General features: G+C 71.9%; 21 protein-coding genes. 16 read left to right on the forward strand and 5 right to left on the reverse strand.

What is annotated here, in order from left to right; all coding sequences use genetic code 11:
* Nucleotides 1-116 precede the first annotated feature (116 nt).
* The 4 genes from OHB01_RS12925 to OHB01_RS12940 all read left to right on the forward strand — a co-directional run bounded on the left by OHB01_RS12925 (nt 117) and on the right by OHB01_RS12940 (nt 2,507).
* A complete protein-coding gene (locus OHB01_RS12925; RefSeq protein ID WP_076440089.1) occupies nt 117-269 on the forward strand; it encodes a DUF4177 domain-containing protein in 153 nt (50 codons plus the stop codon).
* Complete coding sequence (locus OHB01_RS12930; RefSeq protein ID WP_142647877.1) at nt 269-730, forward strand: RidA family protein; 462 nt, start codon at nt 269-271, stop codon at nt 728-730. Before OHB01_RS12925 ends, OHB01_RS12930 begins: the two co-directional genes overlap by 1 nt.
* A 92-nt stretch (nt 731-822) precedes the next feature.
* A complete protein-coding gene (locus OHB01_RS12935; RefSeq protein ID WP_142647878.1) occupies nt 823-1,707 on the forward strand; it encodes an NUDIX hydrolase in 885 nt (294 codons plus the stop codon).
* The gene (locus tag OHB01_RS12940) at nt 1,704-2,507 is read left to right on the forward strand and encodes an MBL fold metallo-hydrolase (RefSeq protein ID WP_261985728.1); all 804 of its coding nucleotides are present in this window, start codon (nt 1,704-1,706) and stop codon (nt 2,505-2,507) included. The genes OHB01_RS12935 and OHB01_RS12940 overlap by 4 nt, the downstream gene beginning before the upstream one ends.
* 7 nt (nt 2,508-2,514) lie before the next feature.
* Here OHB01_RS12940 and OHB01_RS12945 read toward each other — a convergent pair whose 3' ends face one another.
* Nucleotides 2,515-3,195: a Crp/Fnr family transcriptional regulator gene (locus tag OHB01_RS12945; protein WP_030506761.1), complete on the reverse strand. Its 681-nt coding sequence runs from the start codon at nt 3,193-3,195 to the stop codon at nt 2,515-2,517.
* 342 nt (nt 3,196-3,537) lie between these two features.
* Between OHB01_RS12945 and nth the strand changes: the two genes are divergently transcribed.
* From nth to OHB01_RS12960, 3 genes are all read left to right on the forward strand, one after another.
* Nucleotides 3,538-4,275, forward strand: a complete 738-nt coding sequence (nth, locus tag OHB01_RS12950) for an endonuclease III (RefSeq protein ID WP_328855432.1) — start codon at nt 3,538-3,540, stop codon at nt 4,273-4,275.
* A gap of 63 nt (nt 4,276-4,338) precedes the next feature.
* Nucleotides 4,339-5,040: an NUDIX hydrolase gene (locus OHB01_RS12955; RefSeq protein ID WP_142647880.1), complete on the forward strand. Its 702-nt coding sequence runs from the start codon at nt 4,339-4,341 to the stop codon at nt 5,038-5,040.
* A gap of 148 nt (nt 5,041-5,188) precedes the next feature.
* On the forward strand, nt 5,189-6,379 hold the full coding sequence (locus OHB01_RS12960; protein WP_142647881.1) for a MarP family serine protease: 1,191 nt from the start codon (nt 5,189-5,191) through the stop codon (nt 6,377-6,379).
* 9 nt (nt 6,380-6,388) lie between these two features.
* Here the strand turns inward: OHB01_RS12960 and OHB01_RS12965 are convergent, their stop codons facing one another.
* The 4 genes from OHB01_RS12965 to acs all read right to left on the reverse strand — a co-directional run bounded on the left by OHB01_RS12965 (nt 6,389) and on the right by acs (nt 11,185).
* The gene (locus tag OHB01_RS12965; RefSeq protein WP_260617261.1) at nt 6,389-6,772 is read right to left on the reverse strand and encodes a DUF309 domain-containing protein; all 384 of its coding nucleotides are present in this window, start codon (nt 6,770-6,772) and stop codon (nt 6,389-6,391) included.
* A gap of 612 nt (nt 6,773-7,384) precedes the next feature.
* Nucleotides 7,385-8,305, reverse strand: a complete 921-nt coding sequence (locus OHB01_RS12970) for an alpha/beta fold hydrolase (RefSeq protein ID WP_142647883.1) — start codon at nt 8,303-8,305, stop codon at nt 7,385-7,387.
* Nucleotides 8,295-8,795, reverse strand: a complete 501-nt coding sequence (locus OHB01_RS12975) for a phage holin family protein (RefSeq protein WP_142647884.1) — start codon at nt 8,793-8,795, stop codon at nt 8,295-8,297. The genes OHB01_RS12970 and OHB01_RS12975 overlap by 11 nt, the downstream gene beginning before the upstream one ends.
* A gap of 413 nt (nt 8,796-9,208) precedes the next feature.
* Nucleotides 9,209-11,185 carry an acetate--CoA ligase gene (acs, locus tag OHB01_RS12980; RefSeq protein ID WP_142647885.1) on the reverse strand — a complete coding sequence of 659 codons (1,977 nt, stop codon included), beginning with the start codon at nt 11,183-11,185 and terminating at the stop codon, nt 9,209-9,211.
* 261 nt (nt 11,186-11,446) lie between these two features.
* On the opposite strand from acs, the gene OHB01_RS12985 reads away from it, so the two are divergent.
* The 9 genes from OHB01_RS12985 (at nt 11,447) to OHB01_RS13025 (ending at nt 19,878) form a co-directional block, all read left to right on the forward strand.
* Nucleotides 11,447-12,220, forward strand: coding sequence for a Fic family protein (locus tag OHB01_RS12985; RefSeq protein ID WP_142647886.1), 774 nt, complete (start codon nt 11,447-11,449; stop codon nt 12,218-12,220).
* A 1,063-nt stretch (nt 12,221-13,283) separates the two neighbouring features.
* Nucleotides 13,284-14,453: a septum site-determining protein Ssd gene (gene ssd, locus OHB01_RS12990; protein ID WP_328855433.1), complete on the forward strand. Its 1,170-nt coding sequence runs from the start codon at nt 13,284-13,286 to the stop codon at nt 14,451-14,453.
* Nucleotides 14,450-15,658, forward strand: a complete 1,209-nt coding sequence (locus OHB01_RS12995; RefSeq protein ID WP_419197574.1) for a TadA family conjugal transfer-associated ATPase — start codon at nt 14,450-14,452, stop codon at nt 15,656-15,658. Before ssd ends, OHB01_RS12995 begins: the two co-directional genes overlap by 4 nt.
* On the forward strand, nt 15,655-16,395 hold the full coding sequence (locus tag OHB01_RS13000; protein WP_142647889.1) for a type II secretion system F family protein: 741 nt from the start codon (nt 15,655-15,657) through the stop codon (nt 16,393-16,395). Before OHB01_RS12995 ends, OHB01_RS13000 begins: the two co-directional genes overlap by 4 nt.
* 42 nt (nt 16,396-16,437) lie before the next feature.
* Nucleotides 16,438-17,193: a type II secretion system F family protein gene (locus tag OHB01_RS13005; protein ID WP_240971433.1), complete on the forward strand. Its 756-nt coding sequence runs from the start codon at nt 16,438-16,440 to the stop codon at nt 17,191-17,193.
* Nucleotides 17,194-17,897: 704 nt separating this feature from the next.
* Nucleotides 17,898-18,158, forward strand: a complete 261-nt coding sequence (locus tag OHB01_RS13010) for a DUF4244 domain-containing protein (RefSeq protein WP_142647890.1) — start codon at nt 17,898-17,900, stop codon at nt 18,156-18,158.
* 137 nt (nt 18,159-18,295) lie between these two features.
* Nucleotides 18,296-18,805 (forward strand): TadE family type IV pilus minor pilin, encoded by a 510-nt coding sequence (locus OHB01_RS13015; protein WP_328708565.1) that lies wholly within the window; start codon nt 18,296-18,298, stop codon nt 18,803-18,805.
* Nucleotides 18,806-19,094: 289 nt separating this feature from the next.
* A complete protein-coding gene (locus tag OHB01_RS13020) occupies nt 19,095-19,484 on the forward strand; it encodes an Rv3654c family TadE-like protein (RefSeq protein WP_328855435.1) in 390 nt (129 codons plus the stop codon).
* A 142-nt stretch (nt 19,485-19,626) separates the two neighbouring features.
* Entirely contained in the window at nt 19,627-19,878 is a 252-nt protein-coding gene (locus tag OHB01_RS13025) for a hypothetical protein (protein WP_328855436.1), read from the forward strand.
* The last annotated feature ends 99 nt before the right edge of the window (nt 19,879-19,977 follow it).

Raw genomic sequence — 19,977 nt, forward strand, 5'->3', positions numbered from 1 at the left:
GCACGGCCGGCGGAGAAGGCGCCGGCCGTGGAATCGGTGCTGTTGACGCCGCTCGTGGTCCTGGGTTTCGCGTTCCTGAGCGTCCCCGGCGCGCCGCGCATCGATAGCCTTTGCCCATGACCAAGTGGGAATACGTCACCGTGCCGTTGCTCACGCACGCCACGAAGCAAATTCTGGACAACTGGGGCGAAGACGGGTGGGAGCTCGTCTCGGTCATTCCGGGGCCCAACCCCGAGCAGCTCGTCGCCTACATGAAGCGGCCGAAGTGATGGCCACCCCGGAGGAGAGGCTCGCCGAGCTCGGGCTCACGCTGCCCGAGGTCGTGCCCCCGCTGGCCGCGTACGTGCCCGCCGTACGGACGGGTGACCACGTCTACACCTCGGGCCAGCTTCCGCTCGTGAAGGGCGAGCTGGGCGTCACCGGCAAGGTCGGCGCGGAGGTCTCGGCCGAGGAGGCCAAGGAGCAGGCGCGCATCTGCGCGGTCAACGCCCTGGCGGCCATCAAGGCGCTGGTGGGCGACCTGTCGAAGGTCGTGCGGATCGTGAAGGTGGTCGGGTTCGTCGCGAGCGCTCCCGGCTTCACCGGGCAGCCGCAGGTCGTCAACGGCGCCAGCGAACTGCTCGGCGAGGTGTTCGGCGAGGCGGGCAAGCACGCGAGGAGCGCGGTCGGCGTGGCGGTCCTCCCGCTCGACGCCCCGGTCGAGGTGGAGGTCATCGCGGAGGTCCGCTGACCGTACGGCCGGCCGGAACCGGGGTTTGCGGTTCCGCGAACGCGTGGGAGAGCATGGGGTCCGGTCGACCGATTGTTGTTCTGGAGGGCCTCATGGGGTTTCCGCTGCCCGGCGAGGTCGGCGAGCGGGCGCGGGAGATCCTCGCCGGCCGCCTGGCTCCCGCCCCCGCCAGGGACGCGGCCACGGTCGTGCTGCTGCGTGACGACCCCCTGGAGGTGTACCTCCTCAGGCGCAAGACCACGATGGCCTTCGCCGCCGGCGCCTACGTGTTCCCCGGCGGATCGGTCGACCCCCGGGACGCCGATCACCGCGTGGCCTGGGCGGGCCCGTCGCCCGCCGAGTGGGGCGAGGTCTTCCGGGCCGGCGAGAGCACGGCCCGGGGCCTCGTCTGCGCCGCCGTACGCGAGACGTTCGAGGAGTCGGGCGTGCTCCTGGCCGGGCCCGGCCGTGACACGGTGGTGACCGACACGACGGGCCCGGACTGGGAGTCCGACCGCCTCGCGCTGATCGCGCGCACGCTGTCGTTCGCCGAGTTCCTCGACCGGCGGGGTCTCGTGCTCAGGTCCGACCTGCTCAAGGCGTGGGCGCACTGGATCACGCCCGCCGTGGAGCCCCGGCGCTTCGACACCCGCTTCTTCGTGGCGGCCCTGCCCCCCGGGCAGCGTACGCGTGACGTGGGCGGGGAGGCGTCGGGCGTGGCCTGGATGCGGCCGGGTGACGCGCTGGCCGCCGTGCGGGCGGGTACGGCGCACATGCTGCCGCCCACCTTCCGGACGCTGGCCGAGATGGCGGCGTTCGAGTCGGCCGGCGACGTGCTCGCCTGCCCCCGGACGATCACGACCATCCTGCCGGAGGCCGCCGAGGTGGACGGGCGGATGGTGCTGATGATCCCGGAAACGATCCCGGAAACGATCCCCGAGACGATCCCTGAGACGATCTCCGGGACGGACCCCGACTCAGGAAGGACGGGCGAGTGAGCGGGCTGCGCATCCCCGGACCGGACACGTCCGGCGGCCTCGACGGCGCGGGCACGGCGAGCACCGTGAACGTGCTGGCGCCCAACCCGTCGCCGATGACTCTCGACGGCACCAACACGTGGATCGTCGGCGGGGCGGATGCCGTACTGGTCGTGGATCCCGGCCCGGACGACGAGGCGCACCTGCGGCGGGTCGCCGAGCGGGTGGACGGCCGCCGGGTGACCGCCGTCCTGCTCACGCACGGCCACCCCGACCACAGCGAGGGCGCGGCGACGCTCGCGCGCCTGCTCGGCGCGCCGGTGCGGGCGCTCGACCCGCGCCTCCGCCTGGGCGAGGAGGGGCTGGCCGACGGCGACGTGGTGACGGCGGGCGATGTGGAGGTCCGGGTCGTCGGCACGCCCGGGCACTCGTTCGACTCGCTGTGCTTCTGGCTGCCCGGCGATCGGGCGATGCTGACCGGCGACACGATCCTCGGCCGGGGAACGACGGTCATCGCACCGGACGGGGACCTCGGCGACTACCTGCGCAGCCTCGACAGGCTCAGGCAGGGCGCCGAGATGCTGGAGGCCGCGGCGCTGCTGCCGGGACACGGGCCCGTACTGCCCGATCCGTCCGCGGTGCTCGACGCGTACATCGCCCACCGGCGCGAGCGGCTTGAGCAGATCCGCGAGGCGATCCGCAGGGGTGCGAGAGACGCACGCGAGATCGTCGAGATGGTCTACGCCGACGTGGACCGGTCACTGTGGCCGGCCGCCGAGATGTCGGTGGCGGCGCAGCTCAACTACCTCAAGACGCTCTAGCGTCGCGTCAGCGGGAGCGGTTGAAGAGCCGCTCCCTGTCCATGATCACCACGGCCTTGGCCTCGATGCGCAGCCAGCCGCGCTGGGCGAAGTCGGCCAGGGCCTTGTTGACCGTCTCCCGCGAGGCGCCCACGAGCTGGGCGAGCTCCTCCTGGGTGAGGTCGTGGTGCACCCGGATGCCGTCGTCGGTCTTCTGCCCGAAGCGGTCGGCCAGGTCGAGGAGCTGCTTGGCGACACGGCCGGGCACGTCGGTGAAGACGAGGTCCGCGAGCACGTCGTTGGTGCGGCGCAGCCGCTGGGCCAGGGCGCGCAGCAGGTGGAGGGCGACCTCGGGCCGGCCGGTCAGCCACGGCCGCAGGTCGTCGTGGCCGAGCCCGGCCAGGCGCACGTCGGTCAGCGCGATGGCCGAGGCCGTACGCGGGCGGGGGTCGAACAGCGACAGCTCGCCGAACATCTCGCCGGGGCCGAGCACGCTCAGCAGGTTCTCCCGGCCGTCCGGAGCGGTGCGCGCCAGCTTGATCTTGCCTTCGAGCACCACGTAGAGCCGGTCGCCCGTCTCGTTCTCGCTGAAGAGGGTGCGGCCCTTGGGCAGCTCCACCTCTGTGATGCTCGTACGCAGAGCCGCGGCGCTCTCACGGTCGAGCGCGGAGAACAGCGGCGCCTTGCTCAGTACTTCCTCGGTGCTCACGGTGCCTCCTTGCTGCGGGCGCGCTCGGTCGCCGGCTCCGTGCTAGCCATTGTGACCCACGCCTTCCACGACGTATTGCGGGGTGTCCCGTTACGTCGCATGGGCGTGGCTCCCGGCTCACACGTGTGTGCGTCGTGCCTGGCGAAACAACACAATCTTGGCGGAAACCTATCCTTACGCCCATTGCGCGCTCGACCGGCTCGGGCGTCCGGTCGTCCCCCTACCGGCACAGTGTATTGCGCAGCGTAGGGACAAATTGGCAAATACAGGCTGGATATGTGGCATGTGTGGCAAGCCATGACCAGGGAGCGGACCGGGGACGCGAGGCCCTACGCTTGCGGCATGGCGACGAACACGGCCGCTCCCCGACGGCGTCAGCGCCAGGCCGAGACCCGCCTGGGGCTCGTGCGGCGGGCGAGGCGGATGAACCGGATCCTGGCCGAGACCTACCCTGACGCCCATTGCGAGCTCGACTTCGGCAACCCGCTGGAGCTGCTGGTCGCCACGATCCTCTCGGCGCAGTGCACCGACAAGAGGGTCAACATGGTCACTCCGGTGCTCTTCGCGAAGTACCGCACCGCGGCCGACTACGCCGGGGCCGACCGCGCCGAGCTGGAAGAGATCATCAGGTCCACCGGGTTCTTCCGGGCGAAGGCCAACAGCATCATCGGCATGGCGCAGACCCTCTGCGAACGCCACAACGGCGAGGTTCCGGGCAGGCTGGAAGACCTCGTCAAGCTCCCCGGCGTGGGCCGCAAGACCGCGAACGTCGTGCTCGGCAACGCCTTCGGCGTCCCCGGCATCACCGTCGACACGCACTTCCAGCGGCTGACGAGGCGCTTCGGCTGGACGACCGAGACCGATCCCGTGAAGATCGAGCACGAGGTCGGCGAGCTGATCCCCAAGTCCGAGTGGACGATGTTGTCGCATCGGCTGATCTGGCACGGACGGCGCATCTGCCACGCCAGGAAGCCCGCCTGCGGGGTGTGCCCCCTCGCCGCGCTCTGCCCGTCGTACGGCACCGGCCCCACCGATCCGGAGGAGGCGCGCAAGCTCGTGCGACCGGGGCCTTTCTCATGAGTGCCCGTTAGTCGGGAAGTTCGGACGCTCTCGCGTGGTTGTACGGCACGCCCGGGTCCGCGCATGCCCTATGTGACGGTGTGGTGTGACGACACGGGTGACGATGTGGAGGTGGTCGTGGCTCCCCCTTGGCTGACGGAGCTGGCCGCGAAGGCCGCGCACAGCCCTGTCCCCACCGCGTTGCGGCCTCCCGCGAACGGCGCCGGCCGTTCGGCCGCGGTGCTGCTGCTGTTCGGCGAGGGGCCCGAGGGGCCCGACATCCTTCTCATCCAGCGCAGTTCGAAGGGCCGCACGCACGCCGGCCAGCCCGCGTTCCCCGGCGGCGGCGTCGATCCCGATGACGACGGCCCGATCGGCGCGGCCCTGCGCGAGGCCCAGGAGGAGACCGGGCTCGACCCCTCGGGCGTCGAGGTCGTCGGCACCATGCCCGAGCTCTACGTCTGGCGCAGCGACAACCGGGTGACGCCCGTGCTCGCCTGGTGGCACACGCCCTGCGCCGTGCACGCCGCGTCCCCCGACGAGGTCGAGATCGTCGAGCGCGTCCCGGTCGCGGAGCTGGTGGACCCCGCCAACCGGCTGCGGCTGCGCCACCCGCGCGGCGTCGGCCCGTCCGTGGCGTTCCGCGTACGCGGCCTGCTCGTGTGGGGGTTCACCGCCGGCGTGCTGGACGGCGTGCTGACCGCGGCCGGCTTCGAGCGTCCCTGGGACCGCTCACGGATCGAGGATCTTCCCCCCGAGGTCGTCGACCTGGCCGCGCGAGGCTGAGCCCGCGGGGCTGAGCCCGCGGGGCGCCCGTACGCGGCATATGCGGGGACATGTGCCCACGTAAGCGGGGTGTTCGTACGCCGCGTATGGCGACGAGACCCGGCAGAGGCCCGCACACGACGACTGGCGTGCCTATACCGTGGAAACTGTGCGCGGCGATCTTCTCGATCTCATCCTGATCGGCCTGGTGGTGGCCTTCGCGGTATCCGGTTACCGGCAGGGCTTCATCATCGGGGCCTTCAGCTTCATCGGATTCGTCGGCGGCGCCATCCTGGGCCTGTTCATCGCACCGCCCCTGGCCGGAGCGATCGTCAGCGGTGACATCGAGAGGGCCCTGTTAGCCATCGTCATCGTCTTCCTGGCCGCGACGATCGGGCAGTTCGCGTCCTCGACCATCGGCGCGGTGGCCCGCAGCCACGTCACCTGGGAGCCGGCCAAGGCGGTCGACGCCTTCGGCGGCTCGGTCGCCAGCGGTCTTTCGGTTCTGGTCATCGCCTGGCTGATCGGCTCCCTGATGGTCTCGATGAGCATCGGCCAGCCGCTGATCAAGGACCAGATCAACGGATCGGTCGTGTGGCAGACGGTCGACGAGGCCATCCCCGACGGCGTGGGGGCACTGCAGAAGCAGTTCAGGGACTTCGTCAACACCTCGGAGTGGCCGCAGGTCATCACCTCCATCGGCGGCCAGAACGTGCCCCCGCCCGACCAGACCCTGATCAACAGCAGCCCCGCACTCGTGCGGGCCCGCAGGGCGATCGTCAAGGTGCAGGGCACCGCCCCGAGCTGCCGCAAGCGCATCGAGGGCACCGGGTTCGTCTACGCGCGCCAGCGGATCATGACCAACGCGCACGTCGTCGCCGGAGTCACCGAGGGCCTGAAGGTCACCGACTACGACGGCAACCAATACGACGCCCGGGTCGTCCTGTACAACCCCGAGCGCGACATCGCCGTGCTGTTCGTCCCCGGCCTCCCGATCAACGCGCTGCGCTTCGACATGGAAGCCGACAAGGGCGACAGCGCGATCATCGCGGGGTATCCGAAGGGACACCCCTTCACACCGCTCGCCGCGCGCATCAGGATCAAGCAGCGCGCCGAGTCGTACGACATCTACAACCAGCGCAAGGTCGAGCGCGAGGTCTATGCCATCCGGGGCAAGGTCCAGCCGGGCAACTCGGGCGGGCCGCTGCTGAGCCCGGACGGCCGCGTGTTCGGCGTGATCTTCGCTGCCGCGACCGACCAGCCCGAGACGGGTTACGCCCTCACGGCGGAGGAGGTCATGCCCGACGCCAAGGACGGCAGCGCCGCCGTCGTCCGCGTGGGCACCCAGGACTGCGACTAGGGAGCGTCCCTACGCGGGGGTGAGCCGGGTCAGGATGGCGGTGATGGCGGAGCCGGCGTCGGCGTTTCCCTCATCGATGGCGGTCGTGACCGCGTCGGCCTCCACGGCCAGGGCCCGCAGGTCCAGCCGGTAGGGCCGCGTGGAGCCGTACGCGCCGAGCCGGGCGGACCCGCGGGTCAGCAGTGCGGCGGCGCCGGAGAGGTTGCCGCGCTGGATGTGCGTCAGACCGACGCATATCTGCGCGAGACCCTGCCACAACTCGCGTTCCTCGTCGGGGCCGGTCTTCCAGCGGGCCTCCAGCACCTCGTGGGCGTGGAACGGCCGGCCCGCCGCGAGCAGCTTCCTGGCCTCCTCCAGCGCCTCCTCGGCGGCGGGGGCGTAGTCGTCCGGCACCCGGGGCACTCCCTCTGTGCCTCTGGGAAGCGGCCTGCCGTACTCGTCGCGAGGGCGTGCATTGCGGGGGCGACCCGCTTCGTCACGGTCACGCATGGTCTCTCCGCAGGGCGCGTGGGCGGTTCCAAGCGGCCGAAGCCCCCGGCGACTCCCGGATAGCCCGGAGATCAACCAGGAAGTTGAGCCACTTCAGGGCACATTTCTACTATCTTCTACAAGATCACGGGTACCGATCCGGCAGCCGGGGCGGCCGCCTGGGAGCGGTCACGCTGTGGAGGGACGCGTGCGGGACCGGCGTCGGCGGACCATTCCTGACGCCGAACGGCACGTCAGAGGCCCGATTCGACGGCGAGGCCGCAAAGCGGGGGCTCAGCGGCGGGCGTGGGTCTGACCGGGTTCGGGGGTGTGCCTTGGATGGGCTGGCGGTAGCGGCCGGGCTTCAGGGGTGGGACCCCAGGCGGGGCTCGGCGGTGGGTCCGTGATCGGGGCGCGGTCGGGCCGCTCGGCGGTCGTAGCCCGGTTCCGCGGCAGGGCTGAGCGGCGGGGCTGAGCGGCGGGGCTGAGCGGCGGGGCTGAGCGGCGGGGCTGAGCGGCGGGGCTCAGCGGCGGGGCTCAGCGGTCGGGCTCGGGGTCGGAGAGCCAGGAGATGAGCTCGGTGTTGAACTGCTCCGGGCGCTCTTCGTGCGGGAAATGCCCGGCGCCCTCGATCAGCCGCCACCGGTACGGCGCGGCCACGAACCTGCTGGAACCCTGGGCGGTCCGCGGCAGGATGCACGGGTCGAGCGCGCCGTGCAACTGCAGCGTCGGCGCCTCGATCTCCGCGCGCATCTGCCGGGCGTAGCGGAAGCCGTCGGCGCGGAGCTGCGACCGGGCGAACCAGCGGTAGTACTCCAGCGCGCAGTGCGCCACCGCCGGGAGCCGCATCGCCTCCCGGTATGCCCGTGTGACGCCGTCGCCGGGCCACTGCGGTCCGGCCCACCTCTCGACGAGCTTGCCCACCGCGGCGCCGCCCTTGCGGGTCAGCTTCCGCTCCGGCAGGAAGGGGAGCTGGAACCCCAGGGCGTAGCGGCTGGCCTTGAGCTGCCCGAGCGGGTCGGTGAACAGCGCGGAGCGCATGCGCAGCGGATGCGGCGCCGAGACGGGCACCAGCCGCCGCACCACCTTCGGGTCGAGGACGCTCATCGTCCAGCCCAGCAGCCCGCCCCAGTCATGGCCCACCACGATCGCGCTCGTCTCGCCGAGCGCGCGCACCAGGCCCGCCGCGTCGACGGCCAACGTGGGCAGGTCGTAGCCGCGCGGCGGCTTGTCGCTGGTGCCGTAACCGCGCAGGTCGACGGCGACGGCGCGGTAGCCGGCCTCCGCCAGCGCCGGAAGCTGGTGCCGCCAGGTCCACCAGAACTGGGGGAACCCGTGCAGCAGCAGGACCAGCGGCCCTTCACCGGCCTCGGCCACGTGGAACCGCACACCGCCCGCGTGCACCGCACGGTGTGTCCAGGGGCCCTCGACCTCGATCAGCGTCTCGTCAACCGGCATCGCTCACGGACTCCCGGTGGGCGCCCACCTGCCCGGCGGTCGGGCCCGTGTACGGCGGGGGCGCCGGGGCCGCGGGCCTTGCCGCGGGAGCCGGAACCCTCTCCGGCAGCCCGTCCTCCGCCTCCTCCGGGCCGGCCAGGCCACGCAGGCTCCGTCTCGTGCGCTTCATGCCGGTCAGCCCCTTGAGCCGTCGATAGCCGACGAGGACCAGCAGCCCGGCCACCACGAGGTAGAACACCGTGACGATCGTGAACGCCAGCCAGGTGGCCAGACCCACGGCCACGAGGGCGTACGCGATCGCGAACGAGGCCAGGATGAGGCACAGGTGCCCCATGAAGGCCGCGGCGCCGAACAGCCCGGCGGCCACGCCGACCCGCTTCGCGTCGAATTTGAGCTCGGCCTTCGCCAGCTCGATCTCCGACCGTACGAGGGTCGAGATGTGATGGCTCGCCTGGGCGACCAGCGCACCGAGCGATTCGTCCTCGGGCATGAGCGATCTCCTATCTGCGACTATCAAACATCATCTCGTGCCCGTCCGCGCACGTGTACGTCAAGCCCCCTGCCTGGGGATAACCCGGTTCGAAGGACGCGGCACGCGGAGACCTGCCCGCGCACGGCCGGAATATGACGGCTCGAACGATTCGTGCGCACCGTGCTCTGCCTGGCACCGCGCTCTGCCTGGCACCGTGTCCCGCCTCACCGCGCGGCGCCGGGCTTTACAGCGCCTCCCCCGCCTCGCACCGCACCCTGCCTGGCACCGTGCCCCGCCGGGCCTCACAGCGCCTCGCCCTATCCGCTCCGCGCCGTGCCCTGCCGCGCCGTGGCCGGTGGCCGGTGCGGAGATGCGGAAGGCGTGGACGTCGTGCGTCCACGCCTTCCTTCACGCGGTCAGGCGGCTCGCGATCAGTCCTCGCTCTTGGCGGTGGGCAGCTTCTGCGCGATCAGGTTCATGACGGAGTCGTCGGTCAGCGTGGTGACGTCGCCGAGCGAACGGTTCTCCGCCACGTCGCGCAGCAGGCGGCGCATGATCTTGCCGGAGCGGGTCTTCGGCAGCTCGGGCACGACCAGGATCTGCCGCGGCTTGGCGATCGGGCCGAGCGTCTTGGACACGTGGGCGCGCAGCTCGGCCGCGATGTCGTCGCTCTCCTCCGCGGTGCCGCGCAGGATCACGAAGGCCACGATGGCCTGGGTGGTCACCGGGTCGGTGGCGCCCACGACGGCCGCCTCGGCCACCTTCGGGTGGCTGACGAGCGCGCTCTCGACCTCGGTCGTGGAGATGTTGTGTCCCGAGACGAGCATGACGTCGTCCACGCGGCCGAGCAGCCACAGGTCGCCGTCCTCGTCGCGCTTGGCGCCGTCGCCGGGGAAGTACATCCCGTCGAACCGCGACCAGTAGGTGTCGATGTAGCGCTTGTCGTCGCCCCAGATGGTCCGGAGCATGGACGGCCACGGCTCGCGGACCACGAGGAAACCGCCACCGCCGTTCGGCACCGAGTTGCCCTGGTCGTCGACCACGTCGGCCGCGATGCCGGGCAGCGGCTGCATGGCGGCGCCGGGCTTGGCGGCCGTGACGCCCGGGAGCGGGCTGATCATGATGCCGCCGGTCTCCGTCTGCCACCACGTGTCCACGACGGGGCAGCGGTTGGCGCCGATGTGCTCGCGATACCAGACGTACGCCTCGGGGTTGATGGGCTCGCCGACCGACCCGAGCACCCGCAGGGACGACATGTCGTACTTCGCGGGGATGTCGTCGCCCCACTTCATGAACGTACGGATCGCGGTGGGGGCGGTGTAGAGGATCGTGACCTTGTACTTCTGCACGATCTCCCAGAAACGGCCGCGGTGCGGGGTGTCCGGGGTGCCCTCGTAGATCACGCTGGTCGCGCCGTTGGCGAGCGGGCCGTACACGATGTACGAGTGCCCGGTCACCCAGCCGATGTCGGCGGTGCACCAGTAGATGTCGCTGTCGGGCTTGAGGTCGAAGACCGCGTGGTGGGTCCAGGCGACCTGGGTGAGGTAGCCGCCGGTGGTGTGCAGGATGCCCTTCGGCTTCCCGGTGGTGCCGCTGGTGTAGAGGATGTACAGCGGGTCTTCGGCGTCGTGCGGCACCGGCTCGTGCTCGGCGGGCTGACGGTCCACGAGGTCGTGCCACCAGATGTCCCGCTCGGTGACCGCGACGTCCTGACCGGTCCTGCGTACGACGAGGACGTGCTCGACGCCGGGGCACTCGGCGACCGCCTCGTCGACCGTCGGCTTGAGCGCGCTGGGCGCGCCGCGGCGGAAGCCGCCGTCGGCCGTGACGACGACCTTCGCGTCCGCGTCGTGGATGCGGCTCTTGAGAGCGGAGGAGGAGAAGCCGCCGAAGACCACCGAGTGGATCGCCCCGATCCTGGCGCAGGCCAGCAGGGTGATCGGCAGCTCGGGGATCATCGGCATGTAGACCGCGACCCTGTCGCCCTTGCCCACCCCCAGCTCCTGCAGGGCATTGGCGGCCTTCGCGACCTCCTTCTGCAGGTCGGCGTAGGTGATCGTGCGGCTGTCGCCCTCGGGCTCGCCCTCCCAGTAGTAGGCGACCTTGTCGCCACGGCCGGCCTCGACGTGCCGGTCGACGCAGTTGTAGGCGACGTTCAGCTTGCCGCCGATGAACCACTTGGCGAAGGGCGGCTTCCACTCAAGGGTGGTGTCCCAGCGCTCCGCCCACGTCAGCCGCTCCGCGGCGCGCTCCCAGAAGGCGAGCCGGTCCTGTGCGGCCTCCTCGTAGGCGTCCGCTTTGACGTTCGCGGCCGACGCCAGGTCCGCCGGGGGCTCGAACCGGCGCGTCTCGCTCAGCAGGTTCGACAGCGTCTCCTGGGTTTCCTGACCGGGGGTCTCGGTGGCCACTCCGTACTCCTTCGTAGCTTCTAAAAGGTTGTCTCTCGTTCGGCCGCCTCGGCCAAGCTGGGGTATGTCGTGTCCCACTTCACCAGGCGAGCGGTGTGAAGTACAAGTAATCGGGGTGGGGGCGTTTTGTCTGGTTACCGCCTATAACCTGCCAACTTATCGATAGGCGACAAACTGGCCGAGACCGGCGTCGCCTTCGTGCGCTGAACGGCCGCACCTCTTCGGCGAACGACCCCCTACCGGCGGGTATGGTCGGAGGCTGTGAGCGATCCCCTGGCCGTGATCGCCGGGCTGCCCGGCGTGCCCGAGGCCGTACAGGAGGCACGAGAGGCCGTCGACCGGCTCTACCGGCACCGGGTGCTGCGCCGGCGCGGACCCGAGGTGTCGGCCGAGTCGGCGCTGCGTGGCGCGCGCGCCTCCGCCGCGATCGAGGGCGTCGACGTGCCGCTGGAGCCGCTGCGCATGGGCGAGGTGACCGATCCCGTCGTACAGGGTGCGCTGCGTGCCTCGGCCGAGCTCGGCCGGCTGGCCCCCACGTGGCGTTCGGCGCCGCGGCAGGTCCTCGCCCGGCTGCACGCGCTGGCGGCGGCGGGGCTGACCGCCGACCCCGGCAGGCCCAGGACCGCGCCCACGACCGCAGATCCGCTCGGGCTCGGCCCGGCGCCCGGGCCGGAGGAGACCGCGGCCCGCATGTCGGCACTCGCCGGGCTGGTCACGAATTCCACCGCGCCCGCTCTCGTGCTCGCCGCGATCGTGCACGCGGAGCTGGTGGTGCTGCGCCCGTTCGGCGTGGCCGACGGCCTGGTCGCCCGCGCCGCCGAGCGGCTCACGCTGGTGGAACTCGGCCTCGATCCCAAGTCGCTCGCCGTGGTGGAGGTGGGCCACGCCGACCTCGGCGACGCGTACGCCGAGGGCCTCAGGGCCTACCTCAAGGGCACGGGGGAGGGCGTCGGCACCTGGGTGAGGCACTGCGCCTCGGCGGTCGTCCACGGCGTCCGCGAGACGACGGCGATCTGCGAGGCCATGTCCCGCTGATCCGCCCCTGTCCCGTACGGCCGCCGCGTACGGCGGGCACATGGCGGGCCGCGTGGCCGACCGGCGCGGTGGGTGTTCGCGGGGGTGATGGCGCGGTGCCGGGTTCGCGGTTGTGGCGGTGTGGTGGGCGGCTGCTGGAGGCGGCGGTTCACCGCTGGTGTCGCGAGGCCGCTTGGGGCACGGTAGGCGTTCGCAGCGGTGCTGAGGCAGTGCCTGGTTCGTGGTCGCGGCGGTGCGGGGGGCGGCTGCTGGACCGGTGCTGCGTCGGGGCCTCGCCCTGGCGTACGGGGGTCGTGATGCGCACGCGGTGCGGACAAAGCGGACGGCGTCCCTGGTGTGGAACGCCGTCGCCGGTACGTGTCACCGGGCTACCAAGCGTGCACCTGATCTGTCGGAGCGGGTCAAGCCCGTCTCGACACGCCTCCCGCGGCTGGTCGCGCGTGGGTACCCGATGTCGTACACGAACCCGCAGGTCCGTAATCCCTTTTTACGTCCGTTTCCCCGGGATGGAAACCCCTAGGTCCAAGAGCTTTACGCGTCACCTTGGTCATTCCTGTATTTCTGTCCACATTCATACCGTTTGTCGCATACCAAGGGGTGAACGGTGACTCCTTGTGGCCGGTCCCCACACGCGTTGCGACCGCACCTGTCGACCTGACGCGCTGACTGTGGGAAAAATTTTTACTCAGACCGGCGAGGACCTCGACGTACCTCTCGTGATCAGGCAGCATACGGTGTGTCTCCATCCGGAATGACGTGGCTTGAGGGGGTTCGAACCCTTGCCATGTCCTGGTTACTTGTTTAAAGCTTTCTTGTAATACGGGACCGGCTCTACCCCCCCAGAGCCGGACCGCAAGGCGACCCCCGCTCTCCCCCCCCGGCGGGGGTCGCCCTTTTTCTCGACCCCGTCCATGGTCTATAGCGGACGACCCGAACTGCCCCGGTCCTGTCCACAGGCCGGGCTTCGTCCACAGAACGGCGTTCGCTCGCCCGGGCCGGTCGCGGCCTCTCGCATCGTGGTCCTCCCAACCGCCGAGTCGTCCCGGACGACAGGGAGACGCCGATGCCACGCCCACTGGCCATAACCGACGATCAGGAACTTCTCGACGATCTGCTCCGCATCGCCGCCGCCGCGGGCGTCGAACTCGACGTCGCCCACGCGGCCGCCCAGGCCCGCCCGCACTGGATGAGGGCCCCGCTGGTCGTGGTCGGTGGCGACCTGGCCGACGATCTCGCCGCCACGGGTCCGCCACCCCGGCAGAACGTGGTGGTCGTGACGCGGGCGGCCGACGACCCCGACATGTGGCGCAGATGCGTCGCGGTCGGGGCGCACACCGTGCTGGAGCTGCCCGAGGCCGAACGGCTTCTCGTGGAGGAGTTCGGCGACGCCGCCGAGCCCGTGACCAGGGCCGGCACGGTCTTGTGCGTCGTGGGAGGGAAGGGCGGAGCCGGTGCCACAGTCCTCGCGTCCTCCCTCGCGCTGACGGCGTCCCGCGGCGGGCTGCGCACACTCCTCGTCGACGCCGACCCGCTCGGCGGCGGCGTCGACGTGCTGCTCGGTCAGGAGGAGGCCCAGGGTGCCCGCTGGCCCGACGTCGTCGGGAGGGAAGGCAGGGTGAGCTTCGCCGCCCTTCAGGAGGCGCTGCCCACCTTCGGGGAGCTCACGGTGTTGTCGGCGCATCGCGGTGAGCCGGTGCGCATACCCCGGGAGGCGATGCGTGTCGTGCTCGACGCCGCGCAGCGCGGCTGCGACCTGATCGTGGTCGATTTGCCCCGCAATCTCGGCGAAGGCGAGGCCGAGGCGCTCGCCCGGGCCGCCGCGACGATCGTCGTCGTTCCCGCGGACCTGCGCGGAGCGCTCGCGGCGGCTCAGACGGTGACGCTGCTCCGGCCGGGGACCGGCGACCTGCGCCTGGTGATGCGCGCCGGGGCGCTCGATCCCGAGGTCGTCGCGGCCTCTCTGTCCGTCCCGTGCGTCGGTGTGCTCCCGGAGGTGCGCGGGCTCGTGGAGACGCTCGATCGGGGAGATCCGCCGCCACTGCGCCGCTCTCCGCTGGGCCGCTTCTGCGCCGAACTGCTCGACTCCCTCCTCGCCGGGTCTTCCTCACCCGACCCGGCCGACCCGGCCGACCGGGCCGACCGGGCCGAGCGGGCCGGCCGGGTCCGCCGAAGTGACCGGAGCCATCGGACCGACCAGAGCGGTCGGCCGTTCACCGGGGCGGGCGGCTCATGACCCGTGAAGGCCCCGTGACCGTTCCCGGAGTCGCCGCCGATCTCGTTGAGGCGGTGCGCGTACGGCTCTCGCAGACCGGTGCCGCCCCCACCGCGGCCCAGGTGGCGGCGGCCCTGCGCGCGGAGCGGGCCGTGCTCGGCGACGCCGAGGTCCTCGCCGTCGCCCGAAAGCTGCGCGCTCATCTCATCGGCGCGGGCCCGCTCGAAGCCCTGCTGGCCGAGCCGGGTGTCACGGACATCCTGGTCAACGGGCCGCGCGAGGTGTGGGTGGACGACGGGGACGGCCTGCGCAGGACGAGCGTGACGTTTCCGGGAGACGACGAGGTCCGCAGGCTCGCCCAGCGCCTGGCCGCGGCTGCCGGACGCCGTCTCGACGACGCGTGCCCTTATGTGGACGCCCGGCTCGCGGGCGGCGTGCGCCTGCATGCGGTGCTCCCGCCGATCGCGGCCGAGGGAACCTGCCTGTCCCTGCGGCTGCCGTCACGGCGGGCGTTCACGGTGGAAGAACTCGCCGCGGAGGGCGGAGCCGCCGTGCTCCGCGCGATCATGGCGGCCCGGCTGGCATTCCTGGTCACGGGCGGCACCGGCACAGGAAAAACAACGATGTTGAGCGCCATGCTCTCACTCGCCGGCCCGGCGGAGCGTCTGCTGCTGGTCGAGGACTCCGCCGAGCTGCAGCCCGTGCACCCGCACGTCGTACGGCTGGAGGCACGGCCGCCGAACCTGGAAGGCGCGGGCGGGGTCGGGCTGCGCGATCTCGTACGGCAGGCCCTCCGGATGCGGCCCGATCGCCTCGTCGTGGGCGAGGTGCGAGGAGCCGAGGTTGTCGATCTCCTTGCCGCCCTCAACACGGGCCACGAGGGAGGCTGCGGCACGCTGCACGCGAACAACGCCGCCGACGTGCCCGCGAGGCTGGAGGCTCTGGCCTGTGCGGCCGGGCTGTCGCGGGAGGCGGTGCACAGTCAGATCGCCGCCGCGCTCGATCTCGTCATCCACCTCGCGCGGGAGGCCGGGGGAGGCCGCCGCCGCGTCGCCGAGATCTGCGTGCTCGAACGCGGCCCGTCCGGCCTGGTGACCGCGGCTCCGGCCCTGACCTTCGATCCGGACGGCCGGGCACGCCGGGGCCCGTCTTTCGAGACGTTGCGCGCACGCTGCCCGTCCTTCGAGGCGGTGGGAGCGCGCTGCCCGGCCTCGTGGCCGTCATGACGCCGCCGGGCGGGCTGGTCCCGGCACTGGTCGCGATGCTCGCCGCCGCCCTCGCCGCCTGGGAGTGGACCGGGCCGGACGCCGGGACGACACGGCTGACGTCGCTCACACGGAGACGGCGGCCAAGGGATATGCGCGGGTTCTGGACCGCGCTCACCCGCCGCCCACGGCCGGGGGCGACGGCGGCGGCCTGGCGCGCGGCGTCCATCGAGCTGTGCCAGAGCCTGGCAGCCGAGCTGTCGGCGGGCAGGACTCCGGGAGACGCCCTCGCGCGGGCGGTCTCCTCGGTCGACCCACCCGACCCGGCGGCGCTCGCCCCGGTGGTCGCCGCCGCCCGGGACGGCGGGGATGTCGCCCAGGCGCTGCTGAACGCCGCTCCCGCCCGCGGCGGCGAGGGCCTGGCCCGGCTGGCCGCGTGCTGGCGGGTGAGCGTGGCCGTGGGCGGAGGCCTTACCGCACTGGTGGAACGGGTGTGCGCGTCTCTTCGGGAAGCACAGGCTCATCGGGAGGAGGTCGCCGCCCAGCTTTCCGGCCCCCGGGCGACCGCCCGGATGCTGGCGGGCCTGCCCGTGCTCGGCCTGCTGATGGCCGCCGGGCTCGGCATGGATCCGCTGGCGTTCCTGTTCGGCGGCCCGGCGGGGTTCGTCTGCCTGGCCGTGGGGCTCGCCCTCGACGCCGCCGGCGTCTGGTGGACCCACAGGCTCGTCACCCGGGCGGAGGAGCTGACGCTGCCGTGAACGACGGCCCCGCACGGTTGTCTGCTGAGGAGGGAGCGGGACATGATCGCTGTACTGGCCGGGCTCCTGACCACGCTGGCCATGCTGACGTGGCCGGTTGCCCGTTCGCCGGCGGCGCGGCTGAACTCCATCGTTTCGACGGCGGCGTCGGAGACGCCGGTAAGGGGGTCACCAGGCCCCGGGTCGATGAGCGAGAGCGCGGCACGCCGGGGGATGGCCGTCGCGGCGCCCGTGGGGGTCGCGCTGTTCCTGTTTCTCGGCGGCCTGATGGGGGCGTGCGCGGGGACGGTGGCGGCCATCGGCCTGTTCGTCGCCGTCCGCAGGCGGGAGCCGGCCGAGGTCAGGCGCCGCAGAGAGCGCATGGGGGCCGACCTTCCGTTCGCCGTCGATTTGATCGTCGCCTGTCTCCGGGCGGGACAGCCGATGAGCGGGGCCGTCGAGACGACCGCCGTCGCGATCGCGGGCCCGGTGGGCGAGCGCCTCTCGTGGGTGGGGGCTCAGATGCGCCTGGGCGCGCCTCCCGAGGAGGCGTGGGCCGCGCTGTCCGATGAGCCGGCGCTCGGGGCTCTGGCCAGAACGATGATCAGGGCCGCCCAGAGCGGCGCGCCGGTCGCCGACGTCCTCACCCGGCTCGCCGACGATGCCCGGCGTACGGCTCAGGCGACGGCGTCGGCCGCGGCGCGGAGGGTGGGCGTCCACGCCGTCGCGCCGCTCGGGCTCTGCTTCCTGCCGGCCTTCGTCTTCCTGGGGATCGTCCCCATGGTCGCGGGCCTGGCGGGCCAGATCCTCCTGCCGTGAGCGACAGGCCGGTTCCTCCTCCTGTGAACAAGGGGCAGAGCTCCTGCCGTGAACAGCCTGTGGACAACTTCATCCACACCTGTGGACAGCGAGCGGAGCAAATGACCCAAGAGCTCACCATTCGCTAGTCGTCTCTCCATATTCGGGGGTGCTGTCGTTGTGGACAACTACGGCTGCGGCGTTCTTGTCCACAGAACCGTGCTCGGTCCGAATTCGGCCATGCGCGATCCCGCAGTCTGACCCCAGCACGGGCGGAGTGGCCGCCCCGAGCGGGATCAGGAGGACCGATGAGCAAGCACGCCGCGACCGGCCGGAGGAGCCAGACGGGCACGACCCTCCGGCGGCGAGACAGTGGCGCTGTGGGTCGTCACAGGGCGCGGCCGGCACGATGGGCGGTGCTCGTGCGCTCCGCACGAAGGGCACTGCTCGGCCGCTCCGGGCCCACATCCGCGTTCAGTCGCCCCGGGCGCGCGCCCGTGCTCAGGCGCGTCGTCCGCTCTGGGCGCACGTTCCTGTCCACCCGCTTCAGCCGCACGTCCGCGTTCACCCGCTTCGGCTGCCCCGGGCGCATATCCGCGCTCACGGGCGTCGTCTCGGCGCGTATGTCCGTGCTCACCAGCTTGGGCCGGTCCGGACGTACGTCCCTGTTCACAGGCTTCGGCCGTTGGGCGGGATTCGGCCGGCTCCGGAACGCCGTGCGAGCGATGGGTGGCGTCTCGCGGAGGTCGTACGCCGCGCTGCGGCGATCGGTCGCCACGGCCTCGCGCCGTGCTCGGGAGCTGTCCGTTCAGTGGGCGGTGCAGGCCCGGACGAGGGCCGACGCGGGCATGTCCACGGCGGAGTACGCCGTCGGCACGATAGCCGCCTGCGGGTTCGCCGCACTGCTCTGGAAGGTGGTCACCAGTGCCGAGGTGAGGTCGATGCTCGCCGCGCTCATCCAGAAGGCGCTGAAGCTGGCCGCCTGAGTCTTCCGGCGATGCGCTGCTGTGCGTGGCTGCCGCGACGCCGTGTGGCGGACGTGCGGCTCTGGCGGAGGCTCCGGCGGGATCGTTGGGCGACTCGGCCTGGGTCACGGAGGCTTCGTAGCGCAGCCAGAGGGTCGGTGACGGCGGAGACCGCTGTCGCGCTTCCGGCCCTCGTGCTGGTGCTGACCGCCGCACTGTGGGTGGTGGCGATCGTGGGCGCGCAACTGCGATGTGTCGACGCGGCCCGGGCCGGCGCACGGGCGGCGGCGCGCGGAGAGGTGGCCGAAGAGGTGCGCGAGGCAGTCCTGCGACTGGCTCCGGAGGGCGCCACGGTGACGATTCGCGTGGGGGCGGACACCACCCGGGTCGAGGTCGTGGCGACCGTCCGGCCGCCTTTCAGGACGCCGCTCCCGCCGGCTCGCCTCCGGGCCGCCGCTGTCTCGAGCACCGAACCCGGCGTTCTTCCGCCGCTGTCCGCGCCCGCGCGGGTGACCCGGTCTCCGGGCTTCCGGGAAGACCTGGCCGCTCCGAGACCAGGCGTACGCGACCGACCAGGCGCGACCGACCAGGCATGCGCGGCTGACGGGGCGAACGCGGATGACGAAGCGGCGGCGAAGCCACAAGAACGCAGCCGAGAGCGGCCCTGAGTCCGCAGGAACCGACTCAAGGATCGGCTCACCATGCACTCGGCGCGAATACAAGACCACGTGGCCCCAGACACGGAGGCCCAGACGCGGAGGCCCAGACGCGGAGGCCCGGACATGGGGCCCGGACATGGGGCCCGGACATGGGGCCCGGACATGGAGCCCTGGCATGAAGACCTGGACACGAGGCCCGGACACGAGGCCCGGACATGGGGGCTCGGACCCGGAGGCCCGGACTCGGACGATCTGGCATTGGGCCGACCTGGAGGATCGCGGATAGCGGGGCATGTGGATGAGCAGATCGCAGGCATGCAGGGGTCCGGCGAGCTTCGGGCGGGAACGCGGCTCGGCGACCATCTGGACGATCGCCCTCATGATCTCCGTCTGGGCGGCGGCGATGGTCGTCGTCCAGGTGGGCGTCGCTCGGGTCGCGCGACACCGAGCGCAGAGCGCCGCCGACCTCAGCGCGCTCGGGGCCGCTCGCGTGGCGCTGGCCGTGCCGGACGAGGCGTGTCATCGAGCGGAAGCGATCACGGTCGCCAACGGCGCGGTGCTGCGGTCGTGCTCGCTGTCGGGTGGTGTCGCCGAGATCGTGGTGACCATGCGGTTCGCGGTCCCCCTCCTCGGTTCCGCGACGGCCACCGCCTCCGCATCCGCCGGTCCGGTCGGTGCCCCGGCATGAGTCGGTGCCCCGGCATGCGAAGACCGGCCCGGTGGGCGGATCAGCGTGCGGCGAAGAACAAGACTGCTCTCTCCCGGAGATCCGCTCTCTCCCGGAGATCCGCCCTAGGTTCGGCAGCCATGGCGGGCGAAAGGAGTGCACGGTGACGGAGCTCTGGGAGATGGCGGCGAGCGACCTGGCCGAGCTCGTCAGGGGCGGGGAGGTGTCGTGCCGCGAGGCGATCGAGGCCCATCTGCGACGCATCGAGGCGGTGAACCCACGGGTGAACGCGGTGGCGGTGCCGATCGCCGAACGCGGCGGGTTCCACAGGCGGTGCAGATCATCGGTCCCCGATTCCGAAAGGATCTCTGCCTCGCGGCGGTGGCCGCCATCGAAGCCGCGGGCCCGCCGCTGACACCCGTTGAGCCGTGATGAGGCCTTATCGGCCGGTCAGGCGCGACCTGGCACAGAGCGCATCTGGATCTTCCGCATCTGGGGCTGCTTCTGTCGCAAT

Source organism: Microbispora hainanensis (assembly GCF_036186745.1).
GTDB lineage: Bacteria > Actinomycetota > Actinomycetes > Streptosporangiales > Streptosporangiaceae > Microbispora.

Bases quoted from the DNA above. Each gene is read 5' to 3' on its own strand.
- OHB01_RS12930 (WP_142647877.1), top strand. From the start codon at position 269: ATGGCCACCCCGGAGGAGAGGCTCGCCGAGCTCGGGCTCACGCTGCCC.
- OHB01_RS13010 (WP_142647890.1), top strand. From the start codon at position 17,898: ATGGGTGGCGTCTCGCGGAGGTCGTACGCCGCGCTGCGGCGATCGGTC.
- nth (WP_328855432.1), top strand. From the start codon at position 3,538: ATGGCGACGAACACGGCCGCTCCCCGACGGCGTCAGCGCCAGGCCGAG.
- ssd (WP_328855433.1), top strand. From the start codon at position 13,284: ATGCCACGCCCACTGGCCATAACCGACGATCAGGAACTTCTCGACGAT.
- OHB01_RS12970 (WP_142647883.1), bottom strand. From the start codon at position 8,305: ATGCCGGTTGACGAGACGCTGATCGAGGTCGAGGGCCCCTGGACACAC.
- OHB01_RS12925 (WP_076440089.1), top strand. From the start codon at position 117: ATGACCAAGTGGGAATACGTCACCGTGCCGTTGCTCACGCACGCCACG.
- OHB01_RS12935 (WP_142647878.1), top strand. From the start codon at position 823: ATGGGGTTTCCGCTGCCCGGCGAGGTCGGCGAGCGGGCGCGGGAGATC.
- OHB01_RS12995 (WP_419197574.1), top strand. From the start codon at position 14,450: ATGACCCGTGAAGGCCCCGTGACCGTTCCCGGAGTCGCCGCCGATCTC.
- OHB01_RS13000 (WP_142647889.1), top strand. From the start codon at position 15,655: ATGACGCCGCCGGGCGGGCTGGTCCCGGCACTGGTCGCGATGCTCGCC.
- OHB01_RS13005 (WP_240971433.1), top strand. From the start codon at position 16,438: ATGATCGCTGTACTGGCCGGGCTCCTGACCACGCTGGCCATGCTGACG.
- OHB01_RS13020 (WP_328855435.1), top strand. From the start codon at position 19,095: ATGAGCAGATCGCAGGCATGCAGGGGTCCGGCGAGCTTCGGGCGGGAA.
- OHB01_RS12955 (WP_142647880.1), top strand. From the start codon at position 4,339: ATGCCCTATGTGACGGTGTGGTGTGACGACACGGGTGACGATGTGGAG.
- OHB01_RS12975 (WP_142647884.1), bottom strand. From the start codon at position 8,795: ATGCCCGAGGACGAATCGCTCGGTGCGCTGGTCGCCCAGGCGAGCCAT.